19 protein-coding genes are annotated in these 22,284 nt (G+C 59.9%); 7 read left to right on the top strand and 12 right to left on the bottom strand.

The genetic code is table 11. From position 1 onward, the window contains the following. The first annotated feature begins 205 nt into the window (after positions 1-205). Positions 206-997 carry a class I SAM-dependent methyltransferase gene (locus ACX80D_RS06280; protein ID WP_459321785.1) on the top strand — a complete coding sequence of 264 codons (792 nt, stop codon included), beginning with the start codon at positions 206-208 and terminating at the stop codon, positions 995-997. Between the two features lie 188 nt (positions 998-1,185). On the opposite strand, the gene ACX80D_RS06275 is transcribed toward ACX80D_RS06280, so the two are convergent. Further along, positions 1,186-2,148, bottom strand: coding sequence for a sugar phosphate isomerase/epimerase family protein (locus tag ACX80D_RS06275; protein ID WP_459321784.1), 963 nt, complete (start codon positions 2,146-2,148; stop codon positions 1,186-1,188). A 221-nt stretch (positions 2,149-2,369) separates the two neighbouring features. Between ACX80D_RS06275 and ACX80D_RS06270 the strand changes: the two genes are divergently transcribed. The 4 genes from ACX80D_RS06270 to ACX80D_RS06255 all read left to right on the top strand — a co-directional run bounded on the left by ACX80D_RS06270 (position 2,370) and on the right by ACX80D_RS06255 (position 6,994). Then, the gene (locus ACX80D_RS06270) at positions 2,370-3,080 is read left to right on the top strand and encodes a response regulator transcription factor (protein WP_062294031.1); all 711 of its coding nucleotides are present in this window, start codon (positions 2,370-2,372) and stop codon (positions 3,078-3,080) included. Positions 3,081-3,095: 15 nt separating this feature from the next. Beyond that, on the top strand, positions 3,096-4,628 hold the full coding sequence (locus tag ACX80D_RS06265) for a sensor histidine kinase (RefSeq protein WP_459321783.1): 1,533 nt from the start codon (positions 3,096-3,098) through the stop codon (positions 4,626-4,628). Between the two features lie 150 nt (positions 4,629-4,778). Continuing rightward, complete coding sequence (locus ACX80D_RS06260) at positions 4,779-5,072, top strand: WXG100 family type VII secretion target (RefSeq protein WP_363837619.1); 294 nt, start codon at positions 4,779-4,781, stop codon at positions 5,070-5,072. Positions 5,073-5,308: 236 nt separating this feature from the next. After that, entirely contained in the window at positions 5,309-6,994 is a 1,686-nt protein-coding gene (locus ACX80D_RS06255; RefSeq protein WP_459321782.1) for an HNH endonuclease signature motif containing protein, read from the top strand. A 69-nt stretch (positions 6,995-7,063) separates the two neighbouring features. Here the strand turns inward: ACX80D_RS06255 and ACX80D_RS06250 are convergent, their stop codons facing one another. From ACX80D_RS06250 to ACX80D_RS06235, 4 genes are all read right to left on the bottom strand, one after another. Next, positions 7,064-8,083 (bottom strand): RNase H family protein, encoded by a 1,020-nt coding sequence (locus ACX80D_RS06250; RefSeq protein ID WP_459321781.1) that lies wholly within the window; start codon positions 8,081-8,083, stop codon positions 7,064-7,066. 128 nt (positions 8,084-8,211) lie between these two features. Beyond that, the gene (gene groL / locus ACX80D_RS06245) at positions 8,212-9,840 is read right to left on the bottom strand and encodes a chaperonin GroEL (protein WP_459321780.1); all 1,629 of its coding nucleotides are present in this window, start codon (positions 9,838-9,840) and stop codon (positions 8,212-8,214) included. Positions 9,841-10,103: 263 nt separating this feature from the next. Beyond that, positions 10,104-10,706 carry a LytR C-terminal domain-containing protein gene (locus ACX80D_RS06240; RefSeq protein WP_459321779.1) on the bottom strand — a complete coding sequence of 201 codons (603 nt, stop codon included), beginning with the start codon at positions 10,704-10,706 and terminating at the stop codon, positions 10,104-10,106. 69 nt (positions 10,707-10,775) lie between these two features. Next, positions 10,776-11,045 carry a DUF3263 domain-containing protein gene (locus tag ACX80D_RS06235; RefSeq protein WP_459321850.1) on the bottom strand — a complete coding sequence of 90 codons (270 nt, stop codon included), beginning with the start codon at positions 11,043-11,045 and terminating at the stop codon, positions 10,776-10,778. A gap of 281 nt (positions 11,046-11,326) precedes the next feature. Between ACX80D_RS06235 and ACX80D_RS06230 the strand changes: the two genes are divergently transcribed. Together ACX80D_RS06230 and ACX80D_RS06225 are read left to right on the top strand one after the other, a co-directional pair. Further along, positions 11,327-12,082: a uracil-DNA glycosylase gene (locus tag ACX80D_RS06230; protein WP_459321778.1), complete on the top strand. Its 756-nt coding sequence runs from the start codon at positions 11,327-11,329 to the stop codon at positions 12,080-12,082. Between the two features lie 79 nt (positions 12,083-12,161). Then, complete coding sequence (locus ACX80D_RS06225) at positions 12,162-13,016, top strand: siderophore-interacting protein (RefSeq protein ID WP_459321849.1); 855 nt, start codon at positions 12,162-12,164, stop codon at positions 13,014-13,016. 192 nt (positions 13,017-13,208) lie between these two features. Here the strand turns inward: ACX80D_RS06225 and ACX80D_RS06220 are convergent, their stop codons facing one another. The 7 genes from ACX80D_RS06220 to ACX80D_RS06190 form a co-directional block, all read right to left on the bottom strand. Next, positions 13,209-14,543: a threonine/serine exporter family protein gene (locus ACX80D_RS06220; protein ID WP_459321777.1), complete on the bottom strand. Its 1,335-nt coding sequence runs from the start codon at positions 14,541-14,543 to the stop codon at positions 13,209-13,211. Positions 14,544-14,738: 195 nt separating this feature from the next. Next, the gene (locus ACX80D_RS06215; protein ID WP_459321776.1) at positions 14,739-15,812 is read right to left on the bottom strand and encodes a lipid II:glycine glycyltransferase FemX; all 1,074 of its coding nucleotides are present in this window, start codon (positions 15,810-15,812) and stop codon (positions 14,739-14,741) included. Between the two features lie 261 nt (positions 15,813-16,073). Next, positions 16,074-17,726 (bottom strand): MDR family MFS transporter, encoded by a 1,653-nt coding sequence (locus ACX80D_RS06210; protein WP_459321775.1) that lies wholly within the window; start codon positions 17,724-17,726, stop codon positions 16,074-16,076. Beyond that, positions 17,723-18,382: a TetR/AcrR family transcriptional regulator gene (locus ACX80D_RS06205; RefSeq protein ID WP_459321774.1), complete on the bottom strand. Its 660-nt coding sequence runs from the start codon at positions 18,380-18,382 to the stop codon at positions 17,723-17,725. Before ACX80D_RS06205 ends, ACX80D_RS06210 begins: the two co-directional genes overlap by 4 nt. 226 nt (positions 18,383-18,608) lie before the next feature. Continuing rightward, on the bottom strand, positions 18,609-19,421 hold the full coding sequence (locus ACX80D_RS06200) for an enoyl-CoA hydratase/isomerase family protein (protein WP_459321773.1): 813 nt from the start codon (positions 19,419-19,421) through the stop codon (positions 18,609-18,611). After that, on the bottom strand, positions 19,414-20,685 hold the full coding sequence (locus ACX80D_RS06195) for a CaiB/BaiF CoA transferase family protein (RefSeq protein ID WP_459321772.1): 1,272 nt from the start codon (positions 20,683-20,685) through the stop codon (positions 19,414-19,416). The genes ACX80D_RS06200 and ACX80D_RS06195 overlap by 8 nt, the downstream gene beginning before the upstream one ends. Next, the gene (locus ACX80D_RS06190) at positions 20,669-22,231 is read right to left on the bottom strand and encodes an aldehyde dehydrogenase family protein (protein WP_459321771.1); all 1,563 of its coding nucleotides are present in this window, start codon (positions 22,229-22,231) and stop codon (positions 20,669-20,671) included. The genes ACX80D_RS06195 and ACX80D_RS06190 overlap by 17 nt, the downstream gene beginning before the upstream one ends. Positions 22,232-22,284 lie beyond the last annotated feature (53 nt).

The following is a 22,284-nucleotide window of genomic DNA, read 5'->3' as shown; positions in this document are numbered from 1 at the left end:
GTCGGACAGACGGACGCTAGCGCACCAATGGTGCGCTTAGCGGCATCGCTATCCCACATGGACCCAATCAATTCACTCCCCTCTGCGCAGAGGATTCGCGCCCGCCAAATCTAGCTGCATGAACTCTGCCCGCGGCACCTGCGCAGGAGTAGGATCAAAAAATGCGGGGAATCTCCGCAGCTCGCGTGCACCGTTTGGAGACGCCATGAACACCGAGGAGACAGTTGCCGCCCACTACGGACGCAGCAACGTGGAAGACCAATTATTGGGGATCATCAAGGCTGCCGGAGGAAACCCGGAGAGCTTCGCCCCAGCTGATCTACAGGGCGCGGACCAACTCCACATTGGCGGTGCAGCCGCAACAACCCGCGTTGCCAACCGCGCTGGCATCAATGGTGGCAGCCGTGTGGTGGATTTGGGTTCAGGCACGGGCGGAGTGGCCCGCCATGTGGCGCACGATTTCGGTGCCACGGTCCACGGCGTGGACCTGACACTAGGATTCGTGGACGCCGCCCGCTCACTCACTCAACGCACTGGACTATCCAGCCAAGTCGAGTTCAGCCAAGGAAGCATTTTGTCCCTACCCTTTGACGCGGGCTCGTTCGATATCGCATTGATGATCCACGTGGGCATGAACATCCGAGATAAGGACAAAGTCTTTGCTGAGGCTGCCCGAGTCCTCCGTCCCGGCGGCATTTTCGCCGTGTACGACATCATGCTCCTCGGCGGTGACATGGAGCCCTACCCTCTGCCATGGGCGCTCACGCCGGACACATCGTTTGTGCAACCGCCCTTGGCCTACAGCGACGCGCTGGCTCAAGCCGGTTTTGAGGTTGATCAAGAAGCCAAGACGCTGACTGAAGGAATAGCATTCCTGGAGAAAGCTCTGGCTTCCGGAGGTCCGGTTGGAGTTGAGGCCGGAGCTATGGCCAACCTCCTCACGGCTTTCAAATCCGGGCTGCTGGCTCCGGTGGAGATTTACTCCCATCTCTCCTGATAATCCACCAGTTCCTGCCTGAACCAGCTGCGTTAGCTCACGTTCGACGGCGGATCCCTCACCCCTCGCTGTGGAAAGGCCCGGCCCTGTCGGCATCACGAAGCACACGTTACGAAGCAGGCTCAGGCTGAACATCTATTCTTGGGAACCTAACAAGTTGCCAGAGTCACCCTGAGCGGCTCCGCCCGTTATTCCAGAACTCTTTTCAGCGACGCCAACGCCTCCGCCACTGGCGGCAGTTCCGGGTGCCAGGCCCGTTCCCATTCAAGGGAAATCCACGGATCGCGGGTCCCATGAGCCGCCGAAATCTCAGCCACCAGATCCCGCATTTCCACTAGTGGCAACTCACCCTCGCCCGGCAGCGTGAGCGATACAGTGTTGGTGCCCGGATTTCGCACACCGTCCTTATATTGCGCGTATGCCAACCGGTCCGCCAGCAATTCAGCGGTACGGACGGGCGCCTCGTCATAGCGCCAGGGATGCATCAGATCCCAAATAACCTTGACCGGCGCATCGTCATCGACATGGGCCAAAATACGCATGATGTCGGAGGCCCGCGGGTGCGAATCGTGCGTTTCTAGCAGCATTCTCACCCCTAGTTCCCGGGCTCTGGCAGCCGCAGCATTGAGCCTGCTCGCGCCCAACCGGTCAGCCGCCGCCATCTCCGCAGAAGGCGCGGTCCCTTCTGAACACGGCTCTAACCCGGCACCGGGAAACACTCGCAACTGCGCGCAGACAAGGGGAGTACCGATGATAGGAGAGCCAGTCTTCGCGTTTCGTGCCGATAAATCTGCGGCAAGTTCGACGGCGGCCAGCAAGTCCGCGAGGACCGGATCGTTCGCGCTGGGCGCACCTTGGGAATCGTCGGCACCCATGGTGAGGGGCCCGCCGTCGTACTTCCCTAGGCCCTCCCCACCAGCATTGTGCGGCTTGCACACTTTGACGTAACTGGCCAAAGTGAGCACCGTCAGCCCAGCATCACCGAGCTGCCGGGCAATGTCGGCACGCGCGTCGGCGTCCATGCCGGGGTAGGCGAACTCGCCGTCGGCCACCCGGATCTCCACACCGGTAGCCCCCACCGCACGGGCAATGTCGATGACCTGGGTCAGGGAATCGCCCGGACAGCCCAGGGTGGAAAATGCTAAGGGCATGGAGGTTCTCATTTCTCTCGCGACGATGAACTCTCCCCCAGCGTAGCGATACGGCCCCAGATGTGCATTGAGCGCGGTCGTGACGGACGCCGCCCTCCGAAACGTAAAAGGAGATTTCTCGCACTACCCACTAGCAGCTGGGAACTCTCTGGGCGTAAGCTGACAGTACTTACCCACGGAATATCCAGCATATTCCCAGCGAATAGTCGGAGACTGAAATGGTGAAAAAGACTGGACCTGAAGCCAAGCTGCTTGTTGTAGACGACGAGCCCAATATTCGTGAGCTCCTTTCAACTTCCCTGCGTTTTGCCGGGTTTGAGGTCATCGCCGCCGCCAATGGCCGCGACGCATTGGCCGCCGCCGAGGAGCACAACCCCGATCTTGCTGTCCTGGATGTAATGCTCCCGGACATGGACGGATTCACCGTGACCCGCCGCCTGCGCGCGGCCGGACGGCACTTCCCTGTGCTGTTCCTGACGGCACGCGATGACACCGAAGACAAGGTCACGGGCCTGACCGTGGGCGGGGACGACTACGTCACCAAGCCGTTCAGCCTTGATGAGGTGGTGGCCCGCATCCGCGCCGTGCTGCGCCGCACTCAGCCCACCGAGGACGACGACGCCGTACTGCGCGTTGCCGATCTAGAGCTCGACGACGACGCCCACGAGGTGCGCCGCGCCGGCAAGACGGTGGAACTCTCCCCCACCGAATTCAAGCTGCTGCGGTACTTGATGCTCAACCCCAACCGCGTGCTCTCCAAGGCCCAAATCCTTGACCATGTGTGGGAATACGATTTCAACGGCGACGCTTCGATCGTGGAATCCTACATTTCCTACCTGCGCCGCAAGGTGGACATTGATGCGTCCCTGCCTGCCCTGATCCAGACCAAGCGCGGCGTGGGCTACGTGCTGCGGACGGCTGATAAGCGCTAGCGCTGCACCAATACATTGATTACGTTGTGGAAAAACGCCTCCCTGCGCTCCCAGCTGGTGGCCATCATCAGCGCCCTGTTGAGCGTGTCCTTGCTGGCCCTGGGAGCCACAACGTTCCTTTTGCTGCACTCCTTTCTGGAAGATCAGATGGACACACAGCTCACCACGTTCCAGCGCTCCATTGTGGGCATCGGGACGGTAGATTCGCAGAACACCGGGCAAACGCCCTTTGCCTTTGACTACTACGTGGGGTTTCATTTTTCCAATGGTTCGCTAGCTGATCAGAACCGTTCGGGCCAAGACAAACCCGTCTATTCCAACTACTCCGCGGATGAAGCACAGGCACTGAGTGGCAAGACGTTCACCGTCCCTAGTAGCGACGGCGGCGCCCCCTGGAGGGTGACGATCGTCGCCCCACAGAAGTTCAGCTTTGGAACGGGCGGACTGAACCCGGGTAGCACTTCCTATGTTGGCTATGTTGTGGTGGGGCTGCCGTATGAAAACCTCAACATGACCATGGAGCGTTTAGCTGTGGTCATTGCCGGGGTCGCTATTTTGGCGGTCACCTTGGGCACCATGATTGCCTACTGGACCGTCACCCGCTCCTTCAGACCCTTGGGCCGCGTGGAGAAAACAGCAGCAGCCATTGCTGCCGGTGATCTCTCCCGCCGCGTAGATATTGAGAACCCTGCCACGGAAGTGGGCCGTTTGTCCGGCTCACTCAACGCCATGCTGGCCCACATTGAGCATGCCTTCGCCGCCAGAACAGCTTCCGAAAAGAAGATGCGGCGCTTTGTTGCCGATGCCTCTCACGAACTGCGCACCCCGCTGGTGACCATCCGCGGCTTCTCAGAGCTCTACCGTCATGGAGCCCTTCAAACGCCCGAAGACGTGGGCACGGCCATGGGGCGGATCGAGAGCGAAGCCAAACGGATGGGCGAACTGGTCGAGGACTTGCTGGTGCTGGCCCGCATCGACGAGCAGCGCCCGTTGCAGCTCAAGCCCGTAGACCTGCTGATCTTGGGCCACGATGCGGTTCTCGACGCCAGGGCCACCGCCCGGGATAGGACCTTCACCGTTATAGGGCTCGACGGCGGACCCGGCACCCCAGCGCCGACCGTCGGAGACGAGGCGAAGCTGCGTCAGGTCGTGGCAAACCTTATGGGCAACGCACTGCGCTACACACCTGAGGGCTCCCCCATAGAAATCATGGTCGGCACCCGCGCAGACGGGGCCGACGGTGGCGACGGGGCCGACGGGGCCACACACTATTCCGTCATCAAGATTCGTGACCATGGGCCAGGCATCTCAGCCGAGGAAGCACCACGCGTCTTCGAGCGCTTCTACCGGGCGGACTCCTCCCGTGATAGGAACACTGGTGGCAGCGGACTGGGGCTGGCTATCGTATCGGCCATTGTGGCCTCCCACGAAGGAACTGTCAGGCTGGAAGACACGCCCGACGGCGGCGCAACCATGGTCATAGAGCTGCCCTACAAGGCTGAGGACCATGAGATTGACCAACGCGGAGGCGAGGAAGACGTGGTGTAGGGCCGCGGGTTCGATTCCTCCACAGACGCAGTGGTGAGCACTACTTCCCACGCTTCCACGAACTAGGGTTTCACTGCCTGCGGGCGACTTCTATGCTGGGCCTACCAGTGACATTCACTGGGCCCCAGCAACGAAGGCAAGGTAATTCCCATGGCACAGTTCAACGTCAACAGTGACGATCTCGCCCTGAAAAGCACGGCCGTTAAGGGATCAGTAGAAAGAATCCGGGCCGAAGTAGACGCCATGAAGCGGAACCTGTTGGACCTGCAATCGTCCTGGACAGGAACCGCGGCGACTAACTTTCAATCACTCATGGTGGAGTGGCATTCCACCGAACTCAAAGTCGAAGCGTCCCTAGAGAGCATCAACTCTGCCTTGTCCATGGCCGCAACCCAATACGCACAGGCTGAGGCCGCCAACACCCGCATGTTTACGGCCCGCTGACCGCCCCCATTTTCTGGATTCTCGGATTTTCGGCTTCTCGGATTCTGGATTCTCGGCTTCTCGGCTTCTTGGCCGGTCTGACTTCCCGTGTTCCCGACTTCCCGGCTGGTACTCACCTCGAGTTGTGGCCCCGGCCGGGAAGCCGAGCCCCATCAATAAGCACTCAACTTGCATCAATTCAAATATTTGTTCGAGTAAACTCTAGTGTATCGAACTCTACTAGGATAAAATGAACTATGGGCAAGGCGAATTGGCCCGGATCTTCAGAGGAATCCAACCTTTCCGGACCGTCAGTTTCAGGATCGAATCCCGAGCAACCACTCGAGAGTCAATCGGCTGCGAACTTCGAGACACCTCAGGAATCTCCTTCCACCGCTCGCCCGCAAATGCCGAACAAACTAAGTGCAGATCCTGAGTGGATTCACCGAAATGTCTTGCGTTTTGCCGAACCCCTGACCATGCCCCGTCCCATCATGGAACCTGTTTACGGTGGGCCCAAACGAGTCCAACGGCTTTTGCCTCCCATGACGGCCGAGGAACAAGCAAACTACATTGAATGGACGCCACAACGCGGAGCGGCTGCTCTTGCTGAGTTGGATCCCAACGACCTCGACGATGAGGAACTGCTCAACTACATTCAGGCCTCTGAACGGCAGGCATCTTGGGCTATGGCCCGGCAAGCTGCCGCAATTGATGTGTTCGCCACACGGCGTCCACCGGTTCTTGGCGAAGAACCCCCTGCAAAACATCCTGACCGCTCCCGCTATGCTGCCGCAGAACTCATGGCCCTATTTGCCATTGGCAGCGGGGCTGCAGAGCATCTCATCTCCGATGCAGAGCTCTTAGTCCAGCATCTGCCCGATACATTCGCCCTATTCGACGACGGTTGCCTGGATGTTCGCCGTGTGCGGGCGGTAATTCGTGGATGTGAGAACACTCCCCCACAAATTCTGCATCAGCTCGAGCCCAAGTTCCTCGATTTCGCGATGAGTTGCAATCCGAACGCGCTGACCCGGAAAGTTCGCGGAATCGCCGAACGGCACAATCCCGAGCCCATTGAGCAGCGCCACCGCAGAGCCCGGACTAGCCGCGACGTTTGGATCACTCCCCTACCGGATGGCATGGCGTACTTAGGCGCCCGCCTACCAGCCACCGACGCCGCGCTACTCTTCAATTCGTTGGAGGACTGGGCAAAGGCAGCCAAGAGCAATGGTGAGGACAGCCACGGCATCACGCCGACAGGGCGGCCGTCACGGTCACTGGGCGAATACCGAGCCGATGTGCTGATCGATTTGATGCACCAAATGCTGTTGCACAACTCTTCCGGCTCTGCCCACGAGGAATCCAACCCAGCACACAACAATTCCACTCAGCAATGCGGTCCCTACTTCAAGAACCGCATTCCGGCAGTTCTGAATATCACCGTTTCAGCCGACAGGCTCCTAGGTAAGTCCTCCGACCCAGCCACACTCGAAGGTTTTGGGGCTATTCCCATAGATGACGAACAGGAATTGGCCGCTACCGCAAAATTCTGGCGAAGATTCCTGACCGACCCCGATTCTGGTCGCATTGTGAGCGTTGGAAGAAAGACCCGAAAACCTCCCAAGGCAATGGCTCGTGAAGTACGCTTTCGAGACCCTGTCTGTACCGGTATTGGTTGTGATCGTCCCGCTCGATCTTGCGAACTCGACCACACCACGCCTTACAACAGATTTACTTACACCGATGATGGCGTAATCCTGCCACTGGGCGAAACTAGCATCGAGAACCTACGCCCCAGATGCCCGTATTGCCACCACCTCAAGGATGATCCGCATACCGGCTGGACTGTGGAAAATGTCAGCCCGGGTGTCACTCGAACCGTCACACCCACCGGTCGTGTCTATATCCAAACGCAAGGTGACGTTGCACCACCGTTCTGAAAACGACGCAACACTTCTGCAAGATCGGTTACTGGAGCTGGTCGCCGGCGTTGGTTAGAGCTCTAGGAGCTACGCTTCGAGAGTTCCTTGATGGAAGCGCAGGCGCCACTGGCCGTTGTCGAGGTTCCACAGTGAACTTCGCAGAACAGTTCGACCAGGTGAACTACTCCGGTATGTCAACAGTGCCGTGCAGGCATCAAGCTGAGCAAGCCCCATGAGCTCCATCTCGACGGTAACTGACTCTTCGTCGCTCAGCATTTGAAGAATTTCGGCCCGCGTCCAACTGCGACCGCTGCTGCCGATCTCCTCAAAATCCGGGTGCAGTAATTCTGCAACACGGAAAGGATCCGCGCGCACGGCAGGGTCCAGCAGTTCCCGCTCCAGTTCGATAACTGCGTCGATGCCCGTGACTCGGCCCGGAGCGAAGGAAGGATCCGGCTCATCGTCCATGACGGAGAAGAGGTCCGGCTGGTCTTGATCACCAAAGAGCGCAGATTCACCTAAGGCTGCAGGTGTCAGTTCACTAAAGGCTGCAGGTGCCAGGCCCAGGACCGGGGTAGCTGCGCTTAGAGGCTGACTGGACGGCCCGGCGTCGTTCTCCTTCGAGTCGGTCGAAGATTGGGCGCCGGGGAAACCAGGCCCTGCATTTGGCTGGCGCTTGGCCTGATAAGCAGTGGCGGCGTCGCGAGCACGGACATCGGCAGCTTCGTTGAGATCGTGGCCAGCGTGCCCCTTGACCCATTCAAAGGTGTATTTGCGACCCACGAGCGCCGCGTCAATTTCCTTCAGCAGTTCAAGGTTGAGTACCGGCTTTCCGTCCGATTTGCGCCAGCCCTTTCGCTTCCAACCCGGCATCCACTTGGTGACGCTGTTGATGACGTACTGACTGTCGCACAAGATGTGAAGCGGCTCTTGCGGCAGGTGTGCAGTCGAATTGAAAAGATCCAAGACCGCCATAAGCTCGCCCATGTTGTTGGTGCCGTGAGGCCAGCCCCCTGCCCGCCAGCAGCTGTCGTCGACGTACCAGGCCCAGCCAGCAGGACCAGGATTTCCCAAAGCCGAACCATCGGCGGCAGCAATAATTGTCATAAGTTACATACTTTCAGACTCCACCGACACTGCGACACAAAGGGGCGCCAGCAGCCCACCACCGGAGCAAGAAAAACACCCCTGCCCGAGGGCAGAGGTGTTTTTCTTGCTAGAGAAAAGCGGAGGGGTTAGAAACCGCCCATGCCGCCCATGTCGTCTCCGCCGCCGCCAGCCGGAGCAGCCTTTTCAGGCTTATCAGCAATAACGGCTTCGGTGGTGAGGAACAATGCAGCAATGGAAGCCGCGTTCTGCAGTGCAGAGCGGGTCACCTTTACCGGGTCGTTGACGCCGGCTGCCAGCAGGTCTTCGTACTCGCCGGTTGCAGCGTTCAAGCCGTGGCCGGTGGGCAGTGAGCGGACCTTGTCCACAACAACGCCGGGCTCGAGCCCTGCATTGATGGCAATCTGCTTCAACGGAGCGTCAATGGCAACACGCACAATGTTGGCGCCTGTTGCTTCGTCGCCGGTCAGGTTCAGGGAATCGAATGCTGTGACGCCAGCCTGGATCAGAGCAACGCCACCGCCGGGGACGATGCCTTCTTCAACAGCAGCCTTGGCGTTACGCACGGCATCTTCAATGCGGTGCTTGCGTTCCTTGAGCTCAACTTCGGTTGCGGCACCGGCCTTGATAACTGCAACGCCGCCGGCCAGCTTGGCCAGACGTTCCTGCAGCTTCTCGCGGTCGTAGTCGGAATCGGAGTTTTCGATCTCGGCACGGATCTGTGCAACGCGACCTGCGATGGCATCGGCGTCGCCGGCTCCATCAACAATGGTGGTCTCGTCCTTGGTGACAACAACCTTGCGAGCCTTGCCCAGCAGGTCAAGCGTGGTGTTTTCCAGCTTGAGGCCTACTTCTTCAGCGATGACCTGGCCACCGGTGAGGATGGCGATGTCGGAGAGCTGAGCCTTGCGACGGTCGCCGAAGCCCGGAGCCTTGACGGCGACGGACTTGAACAGGCCACGGATCTTGTTCACGATCAGTGTTGCCAGTGCTTCGCCTTCAATGTCTTCGGCGATGATCAGCAGCGGCTTGTTGGAAGCCATTACCTTTTCCAGAACTGCAACAAGGTCCTTGACGCTGGAGATCTTGGAGTTCACGATCAGGATGTACGGGTCCTCGAGGACCGTTTCCTGACGCTCGGTGTCGGTGACGAAGTAAGCGGAGATGTAACCCTTGTCGAAGCGCATGCCTTCGGTGAGTTCAAGCTCCAAGCCGAAGGTGTTGGACTCCTCGACGGTGATGACGCCTTCCTTGCCGACCTTATCCAAGGCTTCAGCAATGAGAGCACCAATCTCGGGATCGCCAGCGGAGATGGACGCGGTAGCGGCGATCTCTTCCTTGGTCTCGATCTCCTTGGCGGAGGCCAGCAACTGCTCGATGACGGCTGCAACAGCCTTCTCGATGCCTCGCTTGAGGGACAGCGGATCAGCTCCGGCAGCTACGTTGCGCAGGCCTTCCTTGACCAGAGCCTGAGCCAGGACGGTGGCTGTGGTGGTGCCGTCGCCTGCGATGTCGTCAGTCTTCTTGGCGACTTCCTTGACCAGCTCGGCGCCGATCTTCTCATAGGGATCGTCAAGTTCAATTTCCTTGGCGATGGATACACCATCGTTGGTGATCGTGGGGGCGCCCCACTTCTTTTCGAGAACAACGTTGCGACCGCGCGGGCCCAAGGTTACCTTGACAGCGTCGGCGAGGATGTTCAACCCACGCTCAAGACCGCGGCGTGCCTCTTCATCAAATGCAATGAGCTTGGCCATGGAGGCTTCAGTCCTTTCGGGACAGTCATTTTACGATTTTTTGTTTCCTCGCAAGGCGCCCGCGACGGACGGATAAGCCACTGCTGATCTAGTTACAACAGCGGCGAACCCTCGCCAAGTGAGGAAAGGTCAATACTCCGACGGCGGCAAAACGACTAGAAACTAGCAGTCGCCACCTCAGAGTGCTAACTCAATAATTAGCACTCGACTCCACAGAGTGCAAGCGGGGGCGTCACTATGAGCTTGCGGCGAACGCCAGCTGTCTAGGCTCCCGGGCCCAAAATGACCATTAGGGGTATACCAAACTCGTTAGACTCAGCAATTGCCGGGATGCCTAGCAACGCACTCAGCTCCTCTGCGTTCGCCTTCTGCTCGATACCGCTATAGATGATGCTCGAAGAAACCTGCGGCTGACCATTCCAGTTGGCGGACTCCGAGACCGTCCATCCCTCGGCCTGAACACGGCCTGCGTAACTTCCGGCCAGGCCAGGTAGGCCGGTGGCGTTGTAGACAGCCACGGGGAAGCTCTTATCAACTACCGATTCGGGGGTCGGCTCCGCAGAAGGAGTCGGCGTGGGGGTTTCCACAGGAGCGGTAGAGGGTGCTGGAGTAGTGGGAGGAGCCGACGTGGCGCTCGATGGCGCCGTGGTGGTCTCACTTACCGCGACAGGCGGGGGGGTGGTGGTGTTATTGAGCATCTTCGGCATGACGAAAAAGGCCAGCAGCCCCACAACCAGTACAACGATGCCCACAACCATCAAGGGAATCAGGGAGCGCCGCTGGGGAGCAATCGAGGCGCGGTGGACGCCGTGGCGTGCCGAGTTCTCCTCGATAGCGTCGAATTCATCCCGCGGGTAATTACTCATTGTGCAGTGTCATCCTTGTGGGTACAGCCCGGTGGGAGCGGCGGTGATTATGTGCGGTGGCGCCGTGCATCAATTCCCGAGCCGGCGCGCGGATCGGGCTTGTTGCCGCGACGTACGTAGTCTACGCAACCGTTTGACCAGCATGGGGTCATAGGCCAGCGCGGCTTCCGTGTCGATCAACGCATTCAAAACTTGGTAATAGTGGGTCGCTGAGAGATCGAATAGCTCCCGGATGGCTTGTTCCTTGGCGCCGGCATACTTCCACCATTGGCGTTCCAAGTCCAGCATCTTCTGCTCACGCGCGCTCAATCCCGCCACTTCATCCGGCGTTGCCTGCACATGTGAAGTTGCTGAAGTCGCTGAAGTTTCTGATGCTTCCGGGGTTGCGGCATGGTCCACGGAACTGTGCTCGTGTTGAATTGCTCCGGCCACAACATTCCTCCATTTCTCATCCTCAACAGGGCCGCAATTCTCGGCCCGCACTGTCAATGATATGGGTGAATCACATCCCTGTCATTTGGGATCAGCTGGATAACTCGAGCGCGGCCTCTGCCTGTGGAGGAATCAACCGCGCGCCACCCCGCTCTCACCTTGGCTCAAAATGGCCCACAATGGACACTATGGACAGCGCACCCAGTCTCTTCGACCTGCCAGCCCCGCCTCCTTGGGACGCAATTCAATTGCAGGCCCTTGCTTCCCTGAAATCCGATCCACTCTCGCAGATGGCCCCCGATTGGGCTGCGGCACTAACCCCGCAAGAACCCGCCCTGCGTGAGCTAGGTTCCATGCTTGAAGACGAGTACGACGCCGGCACCCGCTTCCTGCCCCAACCCACCCAGGTGTTGCGAGCCTTGAGCACCCCACTATCAGAGGTCAAAGTTTTGATTGTGGGCCAAGACCCTTATCCCACGCCCGGGCATTCGGTGGGTCTGGCGTTTTCCGTGGACAAATCAACGCGCCCGCTCCCCCGCAGCCTGAACAACATTTACAAAGAACTCGCCACTGATATGGGCATCCCACCCTCCATTCATGGGGACCTCAGCGCCTGGTCCCGGCAGGGTGTCCTCCTGCTGAACCGGGTGCTCACGGTAGCGCCGGGTGCGGCAGGATCGCACCGGCGTCGTGGGTGGGAAGAGGTCACCGAAGCAGTCATCCGCAGCCTGGTCGCACGCAAGAAGCCGTTGGTGAGCGTGCTGTGGGGCAAGGATGCCCAGAAGTTAACCCCGTTGCTGGAAGGGACGGCCGTGATTGAATCGGTGCATCCCAGTCCGTTGTCGGCCTCGCGCGGGTTTTTTGGCTCCAAACCCTTCAGCCGTGTCAATGATCAGCTGCTAGCGCAAGGCGTCTCCCCCATCGATTGGGCACTGCCGCAATGACCTAGACTTATTAGGACAAGCTAACTTTGCGTTATTATTTCGCTCAACACGCGGGCCAGCGCCCGGCACCTAGGAGCTCATCGTGACAACGAATACCGCCGCTTCCCGCCCTGCTGAACGAGACCGAAAGCCCCGCGTCCAGCACACTTTGCAAGTGCTGCGCCGGGAAATGCTCAGCCCGCACATGGTGCGGATCGTGGCTGGCGGGCCCGGGATGGCCGCTTTTGAGCCCAAAACCGCCACGGACATGTACGTGAAGATCCTCTTCCTGCACCCCGGCATTGACTACACCCATCCGGTGGATGTGGCGGCATTGCGCGAGACGCTGCCGCGCGAGCAGTGGCCCGTGACGCGCACCTACACCGTCCGCTGGGTGGATATGGCCGCGCAGGAGCTTGCCATTGACTTTGTGTTGCACGGCGATTCCGGTCTGGCCGGTCCGTGGGCAGCCGCAGCCGCCCCTGGCGACACCATTATTTTCTCCGGCCCAGGAGGCGCCTACACCCCCAACCTCGACGCCGAGTGGCACCTGTTCGCCGGCGACGAAGCCGCCCTGCCAGCCATCGCTGCGGCCATTGAATCATTGCCCGCAGACGCCAAGGGCCACGCCTACGTTGAGGTCGATACGGCCGCTGATATCCAGCCCATCAACAAGCCCGACGGCGTTGAGCTCACGTGGGTCTTCCGCGAAGGAGCCAGCCCCGCGGAGACCACGGTCTTACACGACGCAGTAGCCAACGGCCCCTGGCCCGAAGGCACCGTTCACGCTTTTGTTCACGGAGAACGCGAATACATGAAGAGGTTGCGAGACCTGCTGTTTAAGCAGCGCGGCCTGGATCGCTCACAAGTTTCGCTTTCGGGCTACTGGGCCTACGGACGCACCGAAGATAACTTCCAAGCCGAAAAGCGCGAGCCGATCGGCCAGATCCTGTAACTAATAAAGGTCGGTTGGGGGTCGCCAGAGGTACACCCGGAGGTTCAGCCGGGCGTCCCGGAGCGAGGATGGATTTTGCTCGCGAGGGACGAGCGGGAAAATCTTACTGCTCGCGAGGGATGCCCGGCTGGACCGCAGGGCGCTGGGCCGCCGATCCACAGGGCCGCCGAGCCACTGCCAGTTACCTGCCAGTTACCGGCGACGGTTGCGGCGTCGGTCTTTCTGACCATTGCTGCGTGTGAAGGGTCGGGCGGCGTTATCGCCCAGCACCACACCCGCGGCAACCGCCAAAATGACGATCAAGGCGTTGAAGATCCCTACGGCGCCAGTGACTGAATCTTCCGGGGTGAGCGTCATGACGAACATGGCGCGGAAGATGGACAGTCCCACGAGCAAGAAGATGATCGAGGGAACGGCCACAACCAGTTGCGGGGCCCCGAGGCGCAGCGAGATGATGCGGGCCAGCATGCCGATCACCACGGCGGCGACTGCTGGGGCGAACCGACCACCCAGACCCAACTCCATGCCGAAGTGGTAGACCACGTAACCAACCAAGGCCACCACCACGGTAGGTAGCAGCAGGCGCACGGCAGTCTGCTCGGCAATACAAATGGCCACCGTAGCCAGCGCCACCAAGGCCAACACCCAGAACAGGGGCAGGGTACCGGTGATAGTTTCGGCCACATTGAGCCGTTCAGCCCCAAACACGGCACCTGTCACCAACGCCACGGAAATACCAGCCACAATGGCACCAAAGGATAGGAAGGCTGAGAGGAAACGTCCGGCAGCCGTGACCGGGAAGCCATTGATAGCATCCTGGACCGCCGAGACCAATCGTCCTGAGGGCAGCATCAACAGGATTCCGCCAGCCACCACCACCGATGGACTCAGCGGCACCTGCGCTATGAAACACAGCAAAGCAACGATGGTGATGAGGAAGGAGCTGATGGCCGTGACAAAGAAGTCCGGGACTCGCCATTTGCTCAACACACGCGAGGTCTGACTGGCAGCCAAAATGGTGAGAAAGGCAACGCCCATGCCAAATCCAGTGCCACCGATCACGCCCACCACTGCGGCCGCAAATACGGCTTCGGCAAAAGAAACCATCCACCGCGGGAACGGCTTGGGCTTCTTGATGATGACATCCAGACGCCGGTAGGCCTCATCGCGGCTGACTCCTCCGCCAGCAATGTCTGTGACCAGTTCGTGAACTTCCACCAGACCGGCGTAGTTGTTAGTCCAGGACCGAACAACGCGCAACAGTGTAATCGGCACCGCATCGCGCGGGGCATAGTTGATGATGACCGACTGGTTGGTGATGTCTACTTCGATGTTCCGCAGACCCAGTGCCGCGGTGACGGCGATGATGCTGGTCTCCACTTCAAGGGCACCGGCTCCATAACGGAACATGGTTTCGGCCAGTCGCAGGGCGAAATCAATGGTCTTCCGGGCCGATTCTTCAGCCTTGCCCACCTGAATGGTGAAGTTGGCATAAGGACTCCCTGCCAGCCGATCAACAATCTGCATGGGCGCAGTGGGCGGAGTTTCCCCCTGCACCAGTCTGCGCAGCATGCGTTTAGCTGAGGCGTTCGCCCTTGCCTGCGCCGGGGTCACAGCCTCGTTTTTTGGCACGTCCCTCGAGACCGGATTCCTGCGCTCAACTCCCACAAGTCACCTTTCTAACATGTTGATTCTTGCTACTGCTGTTGCGGCTCATGATGTCTAGTAAAACTTTTGACCAGTTCGGCGTACATATAGCTGCCGAGCTACCCGCTCACCCACCGTAGTCCAGATCTTGTACTTCAAGGGCGACAAAGGCAGATCCCAGCAGCCGATGAAATCCGTCACCGTCTTAGTGAAGCTGGTCTTAAACAGTCCCAACCCATGGTGCGGGTGGGTGGGGTCTTTGAGCCGGTCCGACGGCGGCGTGCCACAGAAATCGTATTCCACCGCACCCAGCTCCTTCATGTCCAAAATGGCTTCCCACTGGATCAGGTGCGAGTCGCCGTACTGCGATCGCTTCTGCAGTGAACCACCATCCTTGTACGTGGCTTTGGCGCCGTAGTTGATGACAAAGGCCCCAACCGACGGCACATCGTTCTCATACACAAAGAAGAACTGTCCCTGACCTCGGTTGCAGAACTCGCTCCAGAACTGCTGGAAGTAGCCAAACTCACGTGCCTTACCGGCATTTTTCGCCTCGAAGGTCCCTTCCATGAGCCCGTACAGGGTCCTCATGGTTTCGTCAGTGGGTTCAGCTCGCCTTACTTCCACACCTTCGCGGATGGCGCGGCGTACTGCGTTCCGGCCGCGGGAATGGAGTTTGCGCAGGAGTTCGTTGGATTCGGGGGTGATGTCCAAAATGGCGGTGTGATCGTTGGGCTGCAGGTCATCAACCTTGAGCAGGCCAGCGGCGTTGAACACGGCACGGACTTCTTCGGAGTCAATGATGTCCGGCTCAATTTTTGCTGCGAACACATTGAGCTTGGCCCGTTTCACAAAGGCTCGGAGAGCCTCCAACATGTCTGGAACGTGGGCTGCATCAACTGTATCTGGACCCTTCATCAGATACCACAGGCGGCCCAGCACCGGGAAGGATTTCTCCAACACCAGGTTGTAGCTGGTGTAACCGGCACCTTCGAAGGCCAAAAATTGGGTGTCCCAGCCGTAGTTTCTCTTCACCGCGGCAAAGGCAGCAGACTGCAGGAGATTGCCGCCATTGGGGTTGGCGGTGACGTTCGCATCCCAGTCGGCGATCTCGGCGGCGGTGGCAAATCGGGCAGTAAATTCTGGCAAGAGACCCTCAATTACGTCGGCATTTATTCACTAATTTCAGTCTAGCGGGGATGATTCTCACAACCCACTTACAACCCACCCTGAGCACAGGCTCGGCCTGTACCTGACCAACGGCTGAGCGGCATGAAGAGACCACAGCTGTGGCGGCTGTCCGATGGTCATCATCAGGCAAACGCCACAGTCAAGAGCGTTCCGGGGACAGTGACACTGGCACTGGAACGGGCACTTTCAAACGGCGCCCTACGAAACTGAGTCCGTTTCTTATTTGGGCGAGGCGGAACGTGCCGATGTCAGATGAGCGTCGTGTCCGGCGTCGTTCTTCAGCTCAGTAGCGATGACATCCGCCTCAAAGTCAGCCATCTCAGAAGTGGAGATGTCAACAGGGGATTCGCGGTCAATGGTGGTGGCCAGCGGGACTTCCTTCACGAAGCACAGCACAATCGCGGCCAAGACAGCCAGCGGGACCATGAACAGGAACAGCGGGATCAGGGCCTCGTTGTAAGACTCGATCACGAGGAGCTTGATGGGCTCGGGCAAACCATTGACCAGGTGCGGGGTGAAGGAGCTGGCACCGCCGGAGCCCGTTCCACCGGGGATTTTCTCGGCTACAAGATCCTGCAAGCGACTGGCGAACATGGCACCCACCACGGCCGAACCAAGGGTGGCACCGACCTGACGGAAGTAGTTTTGCCCGGCGGTGGCCGTGCCCACGAACTTCAGCGGGAAGGAGTTTTGCGCAACGAGTGTCATGATTTGCATGCTGGCGCCGAGGCCAAGACCCATGATGCCCAAGTAGATGCAGACCAGGTAGATGGGGCTGTCGGGGTGGATCGTAGCCAGCAGCAGCAGTGCAACGCCGAGGATCACCGAACCGACAATGGGCGCCATCTTGTAGCGGCCTGAGATGGAGACGTGGCGGCCCACGAACACGGAGGTAATCAGCATGCAGCCCATCATCGGGATCATCAACAGACCCGCGACGGTTGCGGAGTAGCCCGTGGCCATCTGCAGGTAGGTGGGGATGTAACCGATGGCGCCGAACATGGCGATGCCTGTCAGCAATCCGGCCAACGTGGTGAGGTTGAAGTTGCGGCTCTTGAAGAGCATCAGCGGCATAACCGGCTCGGTGGCGCGGCTTTCCACGAACACGAACAGTGCACCGGTAACCACGGCAATGATGGCCAAGCCAATGATTTCTGGGGAGTTCCAGTCGTACTGCGAACCACCCCAGGTGCCTACCAACACCAGAGCGGTGGTGGCGATGGCGATGAGCATCATGCCCAAGTAATCAATCTTGGGGCGTGAAGTGTGGACCACTTTGGGTACGTGCAGCAAGAAGATGGTGGCGATGATGGCCAGCGCTGCCAACGGAATGTTCATCCAAAAGGTCCAGCGCCAGCCGGGCCCCTCGGTCAAACCGCCGCCAATCAGCGGTCCGGCCACAGAAGAAAAGGCGAAGACGCCGCCCATGATACCCATGTACTTGCCGCGTTCACGAGCAGGAATGACGTCGGCAATAGTCGCCTGGGAGAGGATCATCAGGCCACCGCCGCCGAGACCCTGGATGACGCGAGCCACGATCAATGTGTTCATATCCGGTGCCAGCGCGCCGATGACTGAGCCCACGCCGAAGATGGAGATCGCAAAGAGCAACATGGGTTTGCGACCCAACAAGTCACCGAGTTTGCCGTAGACCGGCATCATGATGGTTGAGGCCAGAATGAAGGCCGTAATGGCCCACGCCATATGTTCGACGCCGTTGAGCTCACCCACCATGGTGGGCAAGGCGCTCGAGAGCACCGTCTGGTTCAGGGATGCCAAGAGCATCGTGACCATGAGGCCGACGAAGAGGAGGAGAATCTTACGTTTTTCGCCTGGATCGACAGGCGTTTCAACTAATTGTGGGGTGCTCATAAGGTTGCTTTGATCGCCTCTCGGAAAATTTCAATTGATTCATCCACAGTCTTCGATTCGTTTGGAGAGACGGCTGCGGGGTCACGGCTAAAAACAAAACGCACGGCGGTTCCGGCCAGCATCAGCAACGCCTTTGCTCCCTCTTGACCACCTGGAATGCTGGCACGATCCATAGCAACATCGGCGTCGTTGTAGCGGTCCTCCAAGATCGATTCGACCAAGAGTTCAGAGGCATTGACGTGTTGCAGGACGGTGCGGCTGAGTTCGGGATACTTACTCTTGAGCTCCTGGCGGCGAGCCTGCTGAGAAGCTTCCGGGAACATGGTGCGGATCACCGTGATCATCAGACGAACGGTGCGGCCAAAAAGGTCACCATCAGCACCGTCACCGTCAGCACCTGCAGTTGCACCTGCGCGGAAGGTAGCCACAGCCTCATCGGAGAGTGTGGGTGGCTGGGTCCCCATGATGGCGTCTTCCTTCGTTGCGAAGTAGTTGAAGAACGTCCGCTTGGAAATGCCAGCTGCATCGGCAATGGCTTCCACCGTGGTTTTAGTCAGGCCCTCTTCAAGCGCCAAGGCCGAGGCTTTGTCGTGAATCAGCGCCCACGTATCGAGGCGATTCCGCTCACGCAGGGGCACTGTGGTGGTTTTTTGCATGACTACATTTTATGCACTCCCGCAAACTTTGCACAAGTGCAAAGTTTGCATTGAGGCATGTTTCGCGTCACTGCACCAGTTTTTTTGGGCAAACTGGGGACACTGCGGCCAACAAAAAGCTGCGCCCCGGAACCTCAAGGAGATTGGTTCCGGGGCGCAGCCGTTGTTTTGGCCGGCGAGTGCGGATCAGGATTTGCTGGCAAGAGTGGCGCCGCAGCTATTCTCCTCAGTCTTCTCGCGGACGCAACCACGTGAATTCGGGGGTTTCCTTGGCGAGGAATGCACCCACCCCGATCGCGGCGTCATCGCTAATAGCCATCTGCCCTTGCCAATAAGCGCTGAGCTGTTCCACCTCCGCGTCGCTGGCTCCTGAGCTCATCGCATTGATGAGTGCCTTGTGTCCTTGCGCGGAGAACTGCGAGCGCGCGGCTAGGTGAAGTGCGTAGGTATGCACTTCATCCCATAACGAGTCCACGGCCAAGACCTTGGTGGCCATCCCCAACCGCAACGCTTCCGCGGAGTCCACCAAGTCGCCGCTGAGCAGCAGGTACTTGGCTGCGGCGGGGCCTGCCAGTTCCACGAGCCGCTTTATCCCGGAGAGTGGATACACAATTCCGATCTTGGCCGGGGTGATCCCGTATACAGCGCGGCTGGAAGCGAGCCGGATATCGCACGCACCGGCGATCTGCCAGGCTCCCCCCACGCAGTAGCCGTCAATCGCGGCAATGGTGGGTTTGCGAAACGCTGCAAGAGCGTTCTCGGCGGCGCTGACATCCCCGCCGTCGTGGTGTCCGGTGGCCGGGTTATGCAGGATCTTTTGTACGGAGGCAATGTCTGCGCCGGCTGAAAAGTGTTCGCCGGCCCCGCGCACCACCACTATCTTGACGGAATCGTCGACTTCCAGTTCTGCCAGCAGCGGCGGAAATTGTTGCCACATTTCCTGCGTAATGGCGTTTCGCATGGACGGGTTGTCCATAATGAGCCACGCCACCGGACCAAGCTGTTCAACCCTGAGCGTTCCGTTCCCCCGCTCAGCCACGGCGCACCTGGACGACGGGCGCGGAGGTGGGTGCGCCGTCGTACACCACACCAGCGTCCAGCAAGCCGGCGATTTGTTCCGCCGACAACCCCAGTCCCTCCAACACGGCGAGGGTGTCCTGCCCGAGTGCCGGCGGCGCCTTGGCCACCATGGGCGCGCGGCCATTGACCGAGACCGGCCCCCGCAGCAGCGGCAGGGCGGATCCGTCACTGCGATGAACCGTCTGCACCATCTTTAGATGCTGCACCTGGGGGTCAGCGAACGCTTGCTCGTAGTTGTAAATGGGGCCAGCGGGGATGCCCTCGGCCCGCAATTCGGACAGCCATTGCGCGGCGCTCTGGCGTGCCAGCAGCCCATCGATCAGCTCACGCAGAGCCTCGCGATGCACGGTGCGCAGCCGGCTCGTGGCGTAATCGGGGTGCTCCGCCAGCTCCGCCGCACCCAGCAACGTGCACAGTTGCACCCACTGTTTCTCACTGCCCACGGCGATGATCAGCTCAATATCGGCGCTCTTGAACACCCCGTACGGCGAAAGCACCGGGTGGTTGTTCCCGCGCGGCACCGGCACCTCCCCCGTACTCAGATACTGCTGACCCTGAAAGGCGGATAGCGAGAGCCCCGTTTCCAACAACGACGCCGAGACAGCACTCCCAGCCCCGCCCTCCCTGCGCCCGGCTAGGGCTGAGGCGACTCCAAAGGCTGTGTAGACGCCGGTGACCAGATCCACAATGGGCACGCCCACCCTGTACATGTGCTCGGCGTCCAGACCTGTGACTGACATCAGACCGCTCATCCCCTGCGCCACCTGATCCAGACCGGCCGTTTGACTCAAAGGGCCGGTGGGTCCGAACCCCGTGACCGAGGCAATGATCAGCGACGGGTTGGCTGCGCGCAAAAGCTCCGGATCCAGACCGGTGGAGCTCAGGACGCCGGGGCGGAAATTCTCAATGAGGACATCGCTGGCAACGGCCAGATCCCAGAGGACTTTCTTCCCTGCCGGTGTATAAAAGTCCACGGCAATGGAGCTCTTACCGCGGTTGGCGGAGTCAAAGTAGAGGGAGTGATCACCGTCGAACGGCGCCCAACTGCGGGCCGAATCCCCGCCCTTGATGCTCTCCACTTTGATGATGGTGGCACCCATATCGGATAACAATGACGCCGCATAAGGGCCTGCGAGCGCGCGGGACAGATCCATGACCTTGATTCCAGCCAGTGGCAGCTCCCCCACCGGCCCGTCCCCCTGAGCCTCAGGCACCTGTGCCACGCAGTTTCACATTGATCTGCTTGGTTTGGGTGAAACCAGCCAGCATCCCTTCGAGGGAGACTTCCCGGCCAATGCCGCTTTGCTTATAGCCACCGTACGACTGTCCCGGCACTTGCCCACCACCCTGATTGACCTGTACCCAGCCCGCTTCGAGGCGGTGGGCGGTATTGAGGGCATCATCGAGGTTGTGGCTCCAGATGTAGGCGGCCAGTCCGTAGTTGGTGTCGTTCGCCATGTCCACCACCTCATCAACGGTGCGCCACGGAATGGCAACCAGGACGGGGCCAAATATTTCCTCTCGGGCAATCCTGAAATCGTTGCGGGCTCCAGTAAACAGGGTGGGCAGGTGATAGTAGCCTTCGGTCAGTGGCCCTTCGGATGGTTCGGAGCCACCGATCACCGCTTTCATGCCCGGCGTCCTGCGACCCTCATCGAGGAAGGTACTGATGGCGCTATGTTGTTTGGCGTTGATGACGGCTCCCATATCGGTGGCCTCATCCAGCGGATCGCCCACCGTCAGGGCGGCGAGCCGGGAACTGAGCGTTCCAACCACCTCATCAAAGATGTTTTCATGCACATATAGGCGCGAACCGGCCGTGCAGCTTTGCCCCTGGCGAGTGAAGCGCGAGGCGAGCAGCAGTCCTGAGTAAAGTTCGTCGTCGTCCGCGTCGTCCGAAGTGGCGGCCGAAGTGGCTGCGGACGAAGAAGAAGAAGATGACAGCGCGTCCGGGAACACGATGGAGGGGTTCTTGCCACCTAGTTCCAGGGACTGGTGCGCCAGCCTGGCGCCTGCCTGGCCGCCCACGCGCCGGCCCACAGCGGTCGATCCGGTGAAGGAGACTTTGTCCACGCCGGGGTGCAGGGCTAGAGCCTCGCCGATGATCGAGCCGCTGCCAGTCAAGGCGTTGAGAACGCCGGCGGGCAGGTGCTTGTTGCAGACTTCGGCCAACAACAAAATAGTGAGCGGGGCGTCCTCGGCGGCCTTGAGGATCACGGTATTGCCGGCGGCGAGCGCGGCGGGGACCTTGAACGCGGCGATCATGAGCGGGGAGTTCCACGGCAGGATGGCCGCGACCACGCCGAGAGGTTCCAGCCGGGTGTACTGCAATTGGTTCTCGCCTGCGGGGAGGGTGTTGCCCTTGACTTCCCCGGCGACTCCGGCGAAGTAGCGAAACATTGCTACGAGATTGCTCGCTTCTGGCCGGGCTTGGGTGCGCAAGGCGTTGCCGGTGTCCAGTGCGGTGAGCTGGGCAAATTCCTCGATGCGTGATTCGAGTTCGTCGGCGATGGCCAGCAAGGCTTGAGCGCGGGCCGTGAAATGCAGCGCACGCCAGGCTGGGAAGGCTTTGCGGGCGGCAACGACTGCCCGATCCACATCCTCGAGCGTGCCTGCTGGCACCCGGGCAATCACAGATTCGCGGCGTGCCGGGTTGTGGACCTGATGCCATTGCTCCCCCAACGAGGTGACGGGTTCGCCGCCTACCCACATGGGATGATCTACCACGGCGTGCTCAGGTGAGGACGTGGTGGGTGTGTGCGTTGTCATGACGAAAGCCCCTTTGCTTTATCAAGTGCCGCGGCCATGGGTGTGGGCCGCCA

Source organism: Arthrobacter sp. Sr24 (assembly GCF_054511175.1).
This window is presented reverse-complemented; position numbering and strand designations above follow the sequence as displayed.

What these genes read in the sequence shown, in the direction of transcription:
- ACX80D_RS06210 (WP_459321775.1), bottom strand. Translation starts at nt 17,726, where the DNA reads ATGAGCACCCCACAATTAGTTGAAACGCCTGTCGATCCAGGCGAAAAA.
- ACX80D_RS06205 (WP_459321774.1), bottom strand. Translation starts at nt 18,382, where the DNA reads ATGCAAAAAACCACCACAGTGCCCCTGCGTGAGCGGAATCGCCTCGAT.
- ACX80D_RS06275 (WP_459321784.1), bottom strand. Translation starts at nt 2,148, where the DNA reads ATGCCCTTAGCATTTTCCACCCTGGGCTGTCCGGGCGATTCCCTGACC.
- ACX80D_RS06250 (WP_459321781.1), bottom strand. Translation starts at nt 8,083, where the DNA reads ATGACAATTATTGCTGCCGCCGATGGTTCGGCTTTGGGAAATCCTGGT.
- ACX80D_RS06280 (WP_459321785.1), top strand. Translation starts at nt 206, where the DNA reads ATGAACACCGAGGAGACAGTTGCCGCCCACTACGGACGCAGCAACGTG.
- ACX80D_RS06220 (WP_459321777.1), bottom strand. Translation starts at nt 14,543, where the DNA reads ATGCAGATTGTTGATCGGCTGGCAGGGAGTCCTTATGCCAACTTCACC.
- ACX80D_RS06240 (WP_459321779.1), bottom strand. Translation starts at nt 10,706, where the DNA reads ATGAGTAATTACCCGCGGGATGAATTCGACGCTATCGAGGAGAACTCG.
- ACX80D_RS06260 (WP_363837619.1), top strand. Translation starts at nt 4,779, where the DNA reads ATGGCACAGTTCAACGTCAACAGTGACGATCTCGCCCTGAAAAGCACG.
- groL (WP_459321780.1), bottom strand. Translation starts at nt 9,840, where the DNA reads ATGGCCAAGCTCATTGCATTTGATGAAGAGGCACGCCGCGGTCTTGAG.
- ACX80D_RS06190 (WP_459321771.1), bottom strand. Translation starts at nt 22,231, where the DNA reads ATGACAACGCACACACCCACCACGTCCTCACCTGAGCACGCCGTGGTA.
- ACX80D_RS06255 (WP_459321782.1), top strand. Translation starts at nt 5,309, where the DNA reads ATGGGCAAGGCGAATTGGCCCGGATCTTCAGAGGAATCCAACCTTTCC.
- ACX80D_RS06230 (WP_459321778.1), top strand. Translation starts at nt 11,327, where the DNA reads ATGGACAGCGCACCCAGTCTCTTCGACCTGCCAGCCCCGCCTCCTTGG.